Below are 13,010 nucleotides of genomic sequence, written 5' to 3' on the forward strand. Positions count from 1 at the left end.
GGCGGGGCTATTCGTTTTCGGATCGTTGGTATCAGCGATAAATCGGCAAGAGCGCCTGTCTGACCAGCGTCAGGCCGTTGGCGATATCGCCGACCGGATCGGGCGCGGCATCCAGCTCGAGTATCGCCCAGCCTTCATAGCTGCGGTCGCGCAGCAGCCTGGCCCAGCCCGGCCAGTCGACCCGGCCGAGACCGAAGCCGCAGAAATAGGGACGATGGCGATCATGGATATGCTCGTCGATGACCGTATCGGCCGGCATCGGGCCAAGCGCATCCTTCCAATGGGCGATGATGACGCGCTCATGGTGACGATCGACAAGCTGCAGCGGATCGGAGCCGGCAACGATGATATGCGCCGTATCCGGGCACATATGCACGTAGGCGGGATCGGTCAGCAGCATCAGCAGATCGACATCGCGCGCTGCCGCGAAAATCGAATGCGCCTCGGTGTGGAGCGCGAGCCGCACACCCTTGGCGTAGAGAGCGGCGCCGAGGCGATTGAGGAAATCGGCAATCTTGCGCGCCTGCTCGAAATCGAAGAACCGCACCGGATGAGCGCCGAGTGTCTGGCGAAGCGGCGCACCGATGACCATGATATCGCTGCCGCACGCCTTGAGGAATTCGGCATATCTTTCTGCCTTGTCGATGATGGCGGCCTGGGCGGATGCGTCGGTGAAATCGCCGGCGGCTTCGAGTTCCGCGAAGAAGCCGCTCGCAAGCGTCAGGCCACGCCTGGAAAGCTCTGCGGCGAAGTTCTCGACCGAACCATAGGTCTTCGTCGCATCCTGCCAGTTGAAGGGCGAGAAGGTCAGTTCCACGCCGGTGACGCCGGAGGCTTGCACGGCATCCAGTATCTTGTCCCAGAAGGCACGTGGCTCATTGCGCGATAGCGCGATGATGCCGTCATAATCCCCTACGCCCCAAAATCCGGGGTGGAAAAAGGTGACGAGATCGACACCAAAACGCAGCCGTTCCTCAGAGGTCATGAGATTATCCGTTCTTAAGACATGGAAGATCGCTCGCGGAACCACGATCCACGGCAAATAATCCATAATGATTTCAATGCACTGCAAGTGGCAAACGTTTGCCGTGCCTAGATAGTAGACAAGTCGTTTTTATATGCAAGCGATTTTTGGCAAACGTTTGCTAAACGGTTGGGATTGCCGTAGCATCCCGCGCTACAGGCATTGGGAAGGACGCCAAAAAGTGAAGAATAACAAGGATCTGCCGGCAGAAGAGCATTCCGGCCCTTTGATGGCCGACGTCGCTCGGCTGGCAGGCGTCGCGATCTCGACGGTGAGCCGGGCGCTTGCCAATCCCGGCCGCGTGAACGAAAAGACGCGTGCCAAAATCGATGCCGCTGCCAAGCAGCTCGGCTACACGCCCAATGCTATGGCGAGGGGGCTTCGTGTCGGCAAGTCCAATGTGGTCATGATTATTCTGCCGGGCTCGCTTTATTACGGTGTCTCGCAGGTCATTCCCCTCGTCCTGCAGGGGATAAATCGATCGTTGAGCCAGAACGGCTATCACCTGATGATTGCCAACCTTGATCGCGACGAGGCTTCCGAGCGCCATATCCTCGATCTGGCTTTCGGCGGCACGGTGCGTGGCGCCATCATCCTCTCCTCGGATCTGCCGGTGCACGGTGGTCGGTCACTGAAGGATTCGGCCCTGCCGATCGTCTCGCTTTTGTTCGATATGAGCCCCGCGGCCCTGCCGAGCGTCGTGACCAATGATCGGCAGGCCGTTCGCGAGACCACGGCCGAATTGATCGCTCTCGGCCACCGGCGTTTCCTTTATCTTGCCGGCCCGGAGGGCAATTATCACGATAGAGAACGCTATCAGGGCGCCGTTGAAGCGCTTGCCGCCGCGGGGCTGCCGGAGACCGCGATCGTCAGGTCCGGCGGCAGCCTCGACTATCAGCATGGTTTCCAGATCGGCGTCGCCGCGGCGGCGGAATTTGCCGATCTCATCTTGAAGCCGACGGCCGTCATCGCCACCAGCGACGACATGGCGATTTCCTTCATGAGTTGCGTTCAACGCATGGGCTGGAAAATTCCGACAGATCTTTCCATCGTATCCTTCGACGGCGCTCCGGTCTGCGAATATTCGATGCCGCCATTATCGACCATCGAACAGCCGGTGGAGGAAATGGGCCAGATGGCCGTGAGCTTGCTGATGGAGCGGATCGATGCGCCGGATAAGGCAACGGCCCTGCGTCATGTCATCGAAAGCAAGCTCATTCGGCGCGAGAGCTTTGGTCCGGCGCCGTCAGATGGTTAGGAACGGCATTGCATCGCTATCATCGGTGCCTCCATCCCGTCCGAGCGACGAACGGAACAGTCTCGGCGTCGTTCCTGTCCGCCGTTTGAAGATGTCGTAGAACCGGCTGCTGGACCCGAAGCCGCAGTCATAGGCGACCTGAAGGATCGGGCTGTTGGTTTCTGCGAGCTGCTGCATCGCCCGGGCCAGGCGATAACGCGTCAGATATTCGTTGACCGAGATGCCCAATACGCTGCGGAATAGCTTGTTGGCCGTACTGGGATGGATGCCGGCGAGCCCCGCCAGCATCGGCAGGCTTACCGGTTCGCAATAACGGGTATGAATAAGGTCGGTCAATATTTCGGTGCGCTGCACGGCGATGCTGACGGCCGGCACCGAGCGCCGTCGGGCGTAGTCATGGTTGTCGTTGGGAGCATCGAGAACGAAACGCCGTATTCTGAGCTTGACCTCGTCGAGGATCAGCCGACGCCGAGCCATGTCGCCATGCTCCCAATCGGCCACCCATTGCGGCAGGAGCATCGCGTCGGCGGGGTAGGGGCGGCTGTCGGCCGAAAACCGTCCCTGCATGATCGACTGCCGCACGCTACGCTCGATCGGCAAACTCAGGAAATCGACGAGCGGAAGATAGATGCAGATGAGTGGCGCACCAGGGGTGACCGCAATCGTCCTGTGCGGAATGGCGGCCCAGAAAAGCACCAGTCGCCCCGCTTCGACCTGCTCCTGCCTCCCATTGAAGATATAGGTCATCTGCCCTTCCATGAGGAAGTTCAGCTCGACATGGTCGTGCCAATGCGCAGCGCTCATGGCATCGGCGATGTGCCGCTCGATCACAAAGCCGCCGGCGGATGTGATGAGAGCTTCGCGCTCGACGGAATGGCTGGGTTTCGGCATGGGACCTATCTGGTGGCGCGAATCCGGGAATAATTTCATTGATAGCAGGAGGAAATTCCGAATTGAACGAGGCATTGAGGCTCAAAGTTATTCCATGCGGAGATCCCTTCATGCCAAAGATCTGCCTGATCGGTGCCGGCAGCACCGTCTTTGCCCAGAATATTCTGGGCGACGTCCTTTCCAGTCAGAGGGGTGACGATTACGTCATCAGCCTCTTCGACATCGATCCGGAGCGCCTGAAAACGTCCGAAATCGTTGCCCGCCGGCTCTGCGAGGCGCTTCATCTCGACAAGGTACGCGTCGAGGCGTCGCTTGATCGCCGACAAGCGCTGAAAGGTTCGGATTTCGTCATCCTGATGATGCAGGTCGGCGGCTATGAGCCGGCCACGGTGACTGACTTCGAGATCCCGAAACGGCATGGTCTCCGGCAGACCATAGCCGATACGCTCGGGATCGGTGGTATTTTCCGCGGGCTTCGCACCATTCCTGTTCTCGAAGAAATCTGCCGTGACATGGAAGACATGTGCCCCAACGCCCTGCTGATGCAATACGTCAACCCGATGGCGATCAATTGCTGGGCGATCAAGGAGATCGCGCCCTACATCCGCACCGTCGGGCTTTGCCACAGCGTGCAGCACACGGCCGCCCATCTTGCCGATTGCCTCGGCGAGAATGTCGCCAATATCAACTATCTCTCGGCCGGCATCAACCATGTCGCCTTCTTTCTCAAATATGAAAAGCTGCACGCCGACGGCAGCCGCGAGGACCTCTATCCGCGTCTGCGCGCTCTGGCCGAAGAAGGACGCATTCCCGCTGACGATCGGGTGCGTTTCGACGTTCTAAAAAGACTTGGCCACTTCGTCACGGAATCGAGCGAGCATTTCTCGGAATATACATCCTGGTACATCAAGGAGGGCCGTAGCGATCTGATAGAGCGGCTCAATATTCCCCTGGATGAATATATCCGCCGTTGCGAGGTCCAGATCGCCGAGTGGCACGAGTTGCGTCGCGACCTTGAAGGCGGCAAGCCGATCGATGTCTGCCGGAGCAACGAATACGCGGCCGGCATCATGCACGCGGCAGTCACCGGGCAGCCCGCGCTGATCTACGGAAATGTCCCGAACAATGGACTGATCCAAAATCTGCCTGACGAGTGTATCGTCGAAGTTCCATGCCATGTCGATCACAACGGCATTCAGCCGATGCGCATCGGGCGGATACCTTCGCAGCTCGCAGCCGTCATGCGCTTAAGCGTTTCCGTGCAGGAGCTGACGGTCGAGGCGGCACTGACGAAGAAGCGAGATCGCATCTATCAGGCGGCCCTACTTGATCCGCACACCTCGGCGGAACTGTCACCCGATCAAATATGGACGCTTGTCGACGATATGATCGAGCAGCACGGCAGTCTTTTGCCCGCCTATCACTAGCCCACCACGTCTTCAGCGACGGTAATTCCCAAGCGCGGCCTCCTCAACAGACGAGGCCGCGCGTTTGCATTTTTTGGTTTGAGGTGATCGCAAGATTAAATCAAAAAAGATCAAAATCCTGATTGACATTGATCTTATTGGGTGAAAGTTTGAGCGAAATAGAAGCAATTGCGAAAGAGGAACCTTCGTTGAGCCAGGCCGGTGGGGTGAAAGTCGATCGTCTCGATGCTATTCGCAGTCATCTCTATGCGAACGGATTTTCGACCATCCAGGCGCTCGCGGACGCCATCGGCGCGTCCCTGGCAACGGTGCGCAGGGACCTGCAGGTCCTCGAACGGGAAGGCGCCATCGACCGGGTGCATGGCGGCGCTCGCATCGCCGAGGGCTCCTCGGTGGAGCTTGCCTTTCAGGAGCGAGCCAAGCGGCATTTGTCGGCCAAACGTGCAATTGCAACAGCTGCCTACAATTTGCTGAGCCCGCGCACGGCGATCTTTCTCGACGCCGGAACCACCGTCTTGCAGCTCGCGCGTCTTATCCGCCTCAACCCGATCCCACTTCGCATCTTCACCAATGGCCTGACGGTGGCGCAGGAATTCCTTAATATTCCCAATCTGGACGTCGTCTTGCTCGGTGGCCAGCTTCGCAGCGAAAATGCTTCGCTCGTCGGGCCGCAGGCCGAAGCGATGCTCGAGAGCATATGGTTCGATCAGCTCTTCCTCGGCGCGAGCGCCATCAGCCCGGATGGCGCGATCTATAGTGTCGACAGCGCCGAAGCGAGCCTCAATAAATGCATGCTCAGCCGCTCGGCGCACCGTTTCGTGCTCGCCGATTCCTCCAAATTCGGCACGATGGCGACCTATAAGGTCGCTCCCCTGAGTGCCGCCAAGGTGATAACCGATGCGGGTCTTTCCGCTCATTGGCGCGGCGAACTCGTCAATCTCGGCGTCGAGATGACAATCGCGGATCTCGGAGCGCCGGAATGAGCGACGAGCTGATCCTCGGCATCGATGGCGGCGGCAGCAAGGTGCTGGTCGCGCTCGCTGATAGAGCCGGCAACGTACTCCAGATGACGCGGAGCGGCGGCGTCAATCCGATGGACAATCCGAACTGGCGGCGCGAACTGGATCTTGCCCTGCGCCCCTTCCTGGGGCGGGAGCAGCCGGCCGCCGTCGCCGCCGCGCTGCCGGCCTATGGTGAGGTCGCCCACCTGTCGGAACGGCAGCGCGAGGCGATTGAGACCAGCTTCCCCAAGGCCAAGCGGCATATTCTCAACGATGTCGACGCGGCTCATATCGGCGCCTTCGCCGGAAAGCCTGGTATTCTGATCCTGTCCGGAACGGGTTCCATGGCCTGGGCACGTAACAGTGCTGGCGCATCTGCGCGCGTCGGCGGATGGGGCGATGTCATCGGCGACGAGGGCAGCAGCTATTGGATCGGGCGGGCAGCTCTCAGCCTCGTCAGCCAGAGTCTCGACGGGCGGGCAGGTCCGACCGCGCTGGCGAAGGCCATGTTCGAATTCCTGAGCCTCGACAGCATCGACCCGGTCAATGCGCTGGGAGGATGGGTGAGCGAACTCGAAAACCCTCGCGCCGAGATCGCTGCCCTCTCAGTTCTCGTCGATCGCGTTGCGCGCGCTGGTGACGCAGCAGCCAAACGACTGATCGATCAGGCCGCATCCGAACTGGCAAAGCATATCGACGCCATAGCGCCGCATTGCGATCCGTCGGCAGACTGGACCCATGCCGGCGGAACATTTGCAAGCCGCGCCCTGCTAGCCGCGCTCGAGCGGCGCATCGGTCGCCCGGCCGTGAGCCCGAAGCTTCCTCCCATCGGCGGCGCTCTCCTGGCGGCCGCCCGACTCCTCGACTGGCCGGTGGATGACGGCTGGATCACGCAAATCGCCGCAACGGTAAAGACCGCGCCGGTGCATTCAGGTGAAGCAGACCTCAATAACAAGGAAAGAAGGGAACATGCGTAAATTTACTTTGCCATTCGTCGCTCTGGCGGCGCTCGTTGCCGCCGTTCCGGCTCTCGCTCAGGATGCGAAACCGCTTGCCGGTCAATCGATCACAGTGCTGATGCCTTCGCCGCAGGCGCCGAACATTCCCGGCGACTTCGAAGCCGAGACCGGCATTCACGTCAATATGCAGACACTCTCGTGGGACGATATCCGTCCCAAGCTCGTCACCTCGCTGATCGCGGGAACAGCGCCGGCCGATGTCACGGAATTCGATTGGTCATGGACCGGCCAGTTCAGCGCCGCGGACTGGTATCTGCCGCTCAACGACGTGATCGACGCCGATACGGTCAAGGATATCGGTGTCTCCAAGATCTTCACGGTCAACGGCAATCTGCTCGGCGTGCCCTATACCAACGACTTCCGCGTCATGCTGATCAACAAGAAGCATTTCGCCGACGCGGGCATCACGACAATGCCGAGGACACTCGACGAACTTGTCGCCGCCGCCAAGCAGATCAAGGAAAAGAAGATCGCGACCTATCCGATCGGCCTGCCGCTTTCAGCGACCGAAGGCGCGTCTACAAGCTGGTACCTGCTAACCAAGGCCTTCGGCGGCGAACTGTTCGACAAGGATTTCAAGCCGCTTTTCGTCTCGAAGGATTCGGCCGGCTACAAGGCACTCGCTTTCGAGCTGTTGCTGCTGAAGGAGGGGCTCGTCGATCCGGCGTCTACCGGCCTCAAGGACAGCCAGATCAATGAGAGCATGTTTGCCCAGGGCGTCACGAGCATCATGATCTCGGGCGAGCCGGGCAGGATCGGTCAGATGAACGATCCCAAGCAGTCGAAAGTGGCCGGTCAGATCGACGCGATCCTGGTGCCAACCGCAAGCGGCGAGACCCGCAGCTTCGGCCTTCCCGAAGCACTCGCGATTCCCCGCGTTTCACAAAATAGGGACGCCGCCATCGCCTTCGTCAAATGGTTCACCAGCAAGGACTTCCAGAAGAAGAACGCGGCCAACGGCGCATTGCCGACCCGCACCTCGGCATTGTCCGAGCTCAACGCCGCCGGCCAGCTGCTGAGTGGCGATACGCTGGTCGCGCAATCGAAGACCGTCGAGCCGCTGTTCCCGCAGGGTACGCCTCCTTGGTATCCGGAATTCTCCAGCGCGGTAAATACGGCCATCAATAGCGCGGCGAAGGGCCAGGTCACCGTCGATCAGGCCATGCAGAACATCGCCGAAGCGGCAAAGCAGGCATCGGCGCAATGACAATCGCAGTCTCCGCCGATGGCGGGAGCAGGCGTGGTGCCGGCGTCAAGGCCGACACCATGCTGGGTATCCTGCTTGTCTCGCCGATCCTGATCACGATGGCGGCCCTTGTTTTCTACCCGATCGGAAGAACGGTGTGGGACAGCCTGCACAGGGTCAATCCGATGCAGGCGGGAACACCTTTCGTCGGGCTGGAGAACTACACCCGCATGTTCTCCGACGCGGCGCTTGGTACGACATGGATCAACACATTTCTCTATGTCGTGCTTGCGGTCATCGCTGAAACGGTGTTCGGCGTGCTGGCCGCCGCTCTCATCAATCAGGTCAAGGTTGGCCGGCAATGGCTGCTCGCGGCTGTCGTCCTGCCCTGGGCGTTGCCCGGTGTCGTCAACGCGGTGATCTGGCTCTGGATCTATCAGCCCGGCGCGGGATTGCTGAACGGCATTCTATCGGCCGTGGGGTTGCCATTTGAAAACCACGTCTGGTTCAACGATCGCACCAGCGCCATCATCGCCGTCACGGTGGTTCATGTCTGGCGCATGATGCCATTGACCGTCGTCATCGTACTGGCTGCCATGCAGAGCATACCCGCTCATCTCTATGAGGCCGCGCGCATCGATGGTGCCACGCGCACGCAGATGTTCGCCTTGGTCACGCTTCCGCTGGTGCGCAGCGCCATTGCCGTTGCCATGACCAACGCGACCGTCAATGCATTCAACCTCTTCGATGAGGCCTGGGTCTTGGCGGGTTCTAGCCTCGAGACGCGACCGGTTCTTGTCCAGATCTATCTCGAGACCTTCCAGAACCTGCGTTTCTCTTACGGCATGGCCTTGTCTCTCGTGATCACGTTGGTCTCGCTGCTGGTTTCGCTCGTCTATGTCCTGCGGGTCTATCGCAACATCAGGTTTGATTGATGAAACAGAGCCTTTCCCATCGTTTGCTGATCTGGGCCGGTGTCGCGGTTCTCCTGATCTGGTCGCTCGGTCCGATCTACTGGACGCTCGCAAGCTCCATCACGCCGACCGAGGACTTCTCGGCAAGACCGATCCATTTCTTTCCGCAGCATTTCACGCTGGATCATTTCTCGCGCTTGTTCGGTATCGATATCGCGCGAATTGGCGGCGTTCAGGTCTGGTCGCAGTTTCGTGCGGCGCTGATCAACAGCATCGTGACTTCGGTTGCGGCCACTTTACTTTGTGTGGCGATATCCGCGCTCGGCGCCTATGCCTTCACGCGGATCCAGTTTCCCGGCCGGGGCTTTCTGTTTGCCGCCGTCGTCGCGACGCTCGCAATTCCTGGCTATGCGGTGCTCATTCCGCTTTATCGGATCATGATCGGCCTACATCTGGTCGATACCTATGTGGGCGTGGCGCTGATCTATGTCTCGGCTTACCTGCCCCTGTCGCTCTGGCTCTTGCGCAGCGTCTTCGAGGCATTGCCGATCGCGCTTGAGGAGGCGGCACAGCTCGATGGCGCCGGCAGGCTCTACATCTTCTTCAACATCGTCCTGCCGCTTGCCGGTCCCGGCCTGACGGCGGCGGCAATTCTAACCTTTCTTGGCGCATGGGGGCAGTATCTCGTCCCCCTCATCTTCTCGCCGCAGGCGACGAAGCCCCTGACGGTGCTGATCCCGGAATTCGTCACCAAGAACTTCATCGACTATGGGCTGATCACGGCAAGCGGATCGATCGCCATCATCATTCCCGCCATGGTCGTCATCTTTCTCAATCGATACCTCGTCAGCGGTCTGCTGGCCGGATCGGTCAAGTAAATCGGAGCTGATATGAATACGACGGAAAAGGTGATCTTCGAACAATTCCCTTATTGGGAAAAGGCGATCGGACCGGTCTCCGCCCCGCATGATGCCGAACTGACGGTTTTTCTGGGCTGCGGCACATCCTACAATCTTGCCTTGTCGCTTGCGGCTCACGCCAATCTTGCCGGCCATCCGGCGATTGCCGTACCGGGTGCGGAATGGCTGAACCGGCCAGCCGCCTTCTGGCCGCGCTGGCAGAAGGCCCATCTGGTGGCCCTTTCGCGCAGCGGCGAAACGACGGAAACCGTTGCCGCCGCCAAGGCAAGCCGCAAGGCCGGCGTTTTCGTCACTGCCATAACGGTCGAGCCCGAAAGCTCGCTTGCCAAGAACTGCGACCGGCTGATCGAAGCGGCGACCCACGGCGATGAGGGCATCGTCATGACGGTTTCTGCGAGCCTGATGCTGCTTCTGGGCATGCAGATGGTCGGCATGGAGATCCCGCCATCGATCGCCCAATCGGCACGCCGTCTGGCTGATCAGCTGGACGCGGCTCTTCCGAAGATCATCAAAGGTCGCTCGCATTTCGTCTTCCTCGGCAGCGGATCGCTCTATGGCATTGCCTTGGAGGGTGCGCTGAAGCTGATGGAAATGAGCCAGATCGTCACCCAAGGCTTCCATCCGCTCGAATACCGCCATGGACCGATCAGCCTCGTCGATGAAAATACCGCTGTTGTCATGCTCTACAGCGCCGATCAGAAGGCGGCGGAAGCGCTGCTGATCGAGGAGTTGCGGCAAAAGGGAGCGGCCGTCATCGGCTTTGGCGGTCCAGGCGATCTAGAACTGGCTGTCGATTGCGATCCGGCGCTCGCTGGCCTCTGCGTGCTGCCGGCTCTGCAGATTCTCGGCGAACGGGCAGCACAGTCGAAGGGCGTCGATACGGTATCGCCCCGTCATCTGACCAAGGTCGTGATGCTCGGATGAACGCCTCCGTCGAACATAATCGCCGTGCGGCGCTGAAAAAGCTTCTCGGCGATCGAGTCAAGACACTGCCGCACGGTATCACCTCCGTTTGCTCCGCGCATCCGCTCGTTATCGAGGCGGCGCTCAAGCGTGCGGCTTCGGAAGGGGCGGTCGCGCTGATCGAAGCGACCTGCAATCAGGTCAATCAGGACGGCGGCTATACCGGGATGACGCCCCGCGATTTCCGCCGTTTCGTCGAGGAGATCGCCGTCGCGGTCGGCCTTCCCATCGATCGCCTCATCCTGGGCGGCGACCATCTCGGGCCGAACCCGTGGAGGAAGCTTCCCGCGGAGGAAGCAATGGCCAAGGCCGAAGCGATGATTGCCACCTATATCGAGGCGGGCTTCGAAAAGATCCATCTCGATACCTCGATGGGCTGCGCGGGCGAGCCCGTCGCCTTGGCCGACGAACTGACGGCGGAGCGTGCTGCGCGGCTCGCCCGCGTGGCGGAAGAGGCCGCTCGTCGCTCCGGCCTCCGACCACCGGTCTATATTATCGGAACCGAGGTCCCGCCGCCGGGCGGCGCCACCCACGCCCTCGACGAGCTTGAGGTGACGCGAGCAGAGGCGGCGATAAACACGCTGGCGGTGCATCGTGCCGCCTTCGCCAAGGCCGGTGTCGAAAGCGCCCTGGAGCGGGTGATCGCCATCGTCGTCCAGCCCGGCGTCGAGTTCGGCAATGCCAATGTCGTCCTTTACAGACCCGATCGCGCGGATGGCTTGATTGGCGCTCTCGACCAAATGCCCGGCTTGCTCTTTGAGGCGCATTCCACGGACTATCAGCCCCGGGACGCGCTCGCCGCCCTCGTGCAGGGCGGTTTTGCGATCCTCAAGGTCGGCCCGGGCCTGACCTTTGCGTTGCGGGAGGCGCTCTATGGCCTCGATGCCATCGCATCGGTTCTCGCCGGAAGGGCTCCGCCTGATGCGATCTATCCGACAATGGAGGCCCTCATGCTCGAAAATCCAGGTCATTGGAATTCCCATTATGGCGGCTCGACCGAGGAACAGCGCCTGCAGCGCCATTTCAGCTATAGCGATCGCATCCGCTACTATTGGCCGAACGAGAAGGCGGCCGCGGCAGTCGAGACCCTGTTCGCGCGCTTCGAAGGCGATATTCCGGAAACGCTCATCAGCCAGTATCTCGGCCGGGTCGATCCGGCAGTGGTCGCAAGGAGGGTTCCGCCTCGGGCGCGCGATCTCTGCATCGCCGCTATCGATGCGGCCCTGGAACCCTATTCCGCGGCCACGCTCGCATAGTCGCCCTAGCGCGCTTTCCGGCCATGGCGGTCGGCAAGGGCGTTGGCGATCAGACACACGCTTTTCTAACTGGAGATCATAATGGCATCGGTCAGCGTGACGAGTGTCCGCAAGAGCTACGGTCACTTCGAAGTTCTGCATGGAGTGGATATCGATATCGAGGATGGCGAATTCGTCATTCTTGTCGGCCCTTCGGGCTGCGGAAAATCGACGCTTCTTCGCATGATCGCCGGACTGGAGGAGATCAGTGGCGGTGAGGTCGCGATCGGCGGTCGGGTGGTCAACGATGTCGAAGCCAAGAGCCGCGACATCGCCATGGTGTTCCAATCCTACGCGCTTTATCCGCATATGACCGTCGAGGCGAATATGGGCTTTTCGCTTCGGCTGGCCAAGGCACCGAAGGAAGAGATCCGGCAGCGCGTGCGCGATGCGGCGCAGATCCTCGGCTTGGAAAACCTGCTCGAGCGCTATCCGCGCAATCTGTCCGGCGGTCAGCGCCAACGCGTTGCCATGGGCCGCGCGATCGTGCGTCAGCCACAGGTATTTCTCTTCGACGAACCGCTGTCCAATCTGGACGCCAAGCTGCGCGTGCAGATGCGCTCGGAAATCAAGCAACTGCACCAACGTTTACGCACGACCACGATCTACGTTACCCATGACCAGATCGAAGCCATGACGATGGCGGACCGGATCGTCGTCATGCGCGACGGCTATGTCGAGCAGATCGGCTCGCCTCTGGAACTGTACGACCGACCCGCCAACCTGTTCGTTGCTGGCTTCATCGGTTCCCCGGGGATGAATCTCATCCGCGGCACGATCAGCAGCGCTGGCCCGCTGGAATTCCTCGCCGATGGCGGAGCGCGCCTTCCATTGCCTGCAGGGCTCGACGTCACGCGTGGCGCGGAGGTTGTCTACGGCATGCGGCCCGAAAACATTGCCATGGGCGAGGGCGGCATCGATGCCGAAGTCGTGGTGGTGGAGCCGACCGGAGCGGAGACCCTGATTGTTTGTCGTATCGGGTCCGACGATCTCGTCATAGCGCTGCGCGAGCGGGTGGCAACGCAGGCTGGCGGCCGTCTTTCGTTGATACCTGATCTTGGAAGGCTGCATCTTTTCGACGCGGGGAGCGGCCGGCGGTTGGAGTAAGCTCA

General features: G+C 60.6%; 12 protein-coding genes. 10 read left to right on the forward strand and 2 right to left on the reverse strand.

Annotated elements, in window-relative coordinates:
- Positions 1 to 31: 31 nt before the first annotated feature.
- A complete protein-coding gene (locus AC13QY_RS06670) occupies positions 32 to 985 on the reverse strand; it encodes a sugar phosphate isomerase/epimerase family protein (RefSeq protein ID WP_488492994.1) in 954 nt (317 codons plus the stop codon).
- Positions 986 to 1,205: 220 nt separating this feature from the next.
- On the opposite strand from AC13QY_RS06670, the gene AC13QY_RS06675 reads away from it, so the two are divergent.
- Complete coding sequence (locus AC13QY_RS06675; RefSeq protein WP_488492995.1) at positions 1,206 to 2,282, forward strand: LacI family DNA-binding transcriptional regulator; 1,077 nt, start codon at positions 1,206 to 1,208, stop codon at positions 2,280 to 2,282.
- On the opposite strand, the gene AC13QY_RS06680 is transcribed toward AC13QY_RS06675, so the two are convergent.
- Positions 2,271 to 3,173, reverse strand: a complete 903-nt coding sequence (locus tag AC13QY_RS06680; protein ID WP_488492996.1) for a helix-turn-helix domain-containing protein — start codon at positions 3,171 to 3,173, stop codon at positions 2,271 to 2,273. The two genes, AC13QY_RS06675 and AC13QY_RS06680, sit on opposite strands and share 12 nt — an antisense overlap.
- Positions 3,174 to 3,283: 110 nt before the next feature.
- Here AC13QY_RS06680 and melA point away from each other — a divergent pair, with 110 nt between their 5' ends.
- The 9 genes from melA (at position 3,284) to AC13QY_RS06725 (ending at position 13,005) form a co-directional block, all read left to right on the forward strand.
- On the forward strand, positions 3,284 to 4,600 hold the full coding sequence (melA, locus tag AC13QY_RS06685; protein WP_488492997.1) for an alpha-galactosidase: 1,317 nt from the start codon (positions 3,284 to 3,286) through the stop codon (positions 4,598 to 4,600).
- 188 nt (positions 4,601 to 4,788) lie between these two features.
- Positions 4,789 to 5,583 carry a DeoR/GlpR family DNA-binding transcription regulator gene (locus AC13QY_RS06690; RefSeq protein WP_488492998.1) on the forward strand — a complete coding sequence of 265 codons (795 nt, stop codon included), beginning with the start codon at positions 4,789 to 4,791 and terminating at the stop codon, positions 5,581 to 5,583.
- Complete coding sequence (locus AC13QY_RS06695) at positions 5,580 to 6,578, forward strand: N-acetylglucosamine kinase (RefSeq protein WP_488492999.1); 999 nt, start codon at positions 5,580 to 5,582, stop codon at positions 6,576 to 6,578. Before AC13QY_RS06690 ends, AC13QY_RS06695 begins: the two co-directional genes overlap by 4 nt.
- Positions 6,571 to 7,827: an ABC transporter substrate-binding protein gene (locus AC13QY_RS06700; RefSeq protein WP_113331765.1), complete on the forward strand. Its 1,257-nt coding sequence runs from the start codon at positions 6,571 to 6,573 to the stop codon at positions 7,825 to 7,827. The genes AC13QY_RS06695 and AC13QY_RS06700 overlap by 8 nt, the downstream gene beginning before the upstream one ends.
- Positions 7,824 to 8,741, forward strand: a complete 918-nt coding sequence (locus AC13QY_RS06705; protein ID WP_488493000.1) for a carbohydrate ABC transporter permease — start codon at positions 7,824 to 7,826, stop codon at positions 8,739 to 8,741. Before AC13QY_RS06700 ends, AC13QY_RS06705 begins: the two co-directional genes overlap by 4 nt.
- Positions 8,741 to 9,598, forward strand: a complete 858-nt coding sequence (locus AC13QY_RS06710) for a carbohydrate ABC transporter permease (RefSeq protein ID WP_488493001.1) — start codon at positions 8,741 to 8,743, stop codon at positions 9,596 to 9,598. Before AC13QY_RS06705 ends, AC13QY_RS06710 begins: the two co-directional genes overlap by 1 nt.
- Before the next feature lie 12 nt (positions 9,599 to 9,610).
- Entirely contained in the window at positions 9,611 to 10,564 is a 954-nt protein-coding gene (locus AC13QY_RS06715; RefSeq protein ID WP_488493002.1) for an SIS domain-containing protein, read from the forward strand.
- Positions 10,561 to 11,859, forward strand: coding sequence for a D-tagatose-bisphosphate aldolase, class II, non-catalytic subunit (locus AC13QY_RS06720; protein WP_488493003.1), 1,299 nt, complete (start codon positions 10,561 to 10,563; stop codon positions 11,857 to 11,859). Before AC13QY_RS06715 ends, AC13QY_RS06720 begins: the two co-directional genes overlap by 4 nt.
- An 81-nt stretch (positions 11,860 to 11,940) precedes the next feature.
- A complete protein-coding gene (locus AC13QY_RS06725; RefSeq protein ID WP_488493004.1) occupies positions 11,941 to 13,005 on the forward strand; it encodes an ABC transporter ATP-binding protein in 1,065 nt (354 codons plus the stop codon).
- Positions 13,006 to 13,010 lie beyond the last annotated feature (5 nt).

Source organism: Martinezella sp. CNPSo 3795 (genome assembly GCF_057784475.1).

Excerpts from the sequence above, each read along its gene's own strand:
- AC13QY_RS06670 (WP_488492994.1), bottom strand. The coding sequence starts at position 985 with ATGACCTCTGAGGAACGGCTGCGTTTTGGTGTCGATCTCGTCACCTTT.
- AC13QY_RS06680 (WP_488492996.1), bottom strand. The coding sequence starts at position 3,173 with ATGCCGAAACCCAGCCATTCCGTCGAGCGCGAAGCTCTCATCACATCC.
- melA (WP_488492997.1), top strand. The coding sequence starts at position 3,284 with ATGCCAAAGATCTGCCTGATCGGTGCCGGCAGCACCGTCTTTGCCCAG.
- AC13QY_RS06695 (WP_488492999.1), top strand. The coding sequence starts at position 5,580 with ATGAGCGACGAGCTGATCCTCGGCATCGATGGCGGCGGCAGCAAGGTG.
- AC13QY_RS06700 (WP_113331765.1), top strand. The coding sequence starts at position 6,571 with ATGCGTAAATTTACTTTGCCATTCGTCGCTCTGGCGGCGCTCGTTGCC.
- AC13QY_RS06705 (WP_488493000.1), top strand. The coding sequence starts at position 7,824 with ATGACAATCGCAGTCTCCGCCGATGGCGGGAGCAGGCGTGGTGCCGGC.
- AC13QY_RS06710 (WP_488493001.1), top strand. The coding sequence starts at position 8,741 with ATGAAACAGAGCCTTTCCCATCGTTTGCTGATCTGGGCCGGTGTCGCG.
- AC13QY_RS06715 (WP_488493002.1), top strand. The coding sequence starts at position 9,611 with ATGAATACGACGGAAAAGGTGATCTTCGAACAATTCCCTTATTGGGAA.
- AC13QY_RS06720 (WP_488493003.1), top strand. The coding sequence starts at position 10,561 with ATGAACGCCTCCGTCGAACATAATCGCCGTGCGGCGCTGAAAAAGCTT.
- AC13QY_RS06725 (WP_488493004.1), top strand. The coding sequence starts at position 11,941 with ATGGCATCGGTCAGCGTGACGAGTGTCCGCAAGAGCTACGGTCACTTC.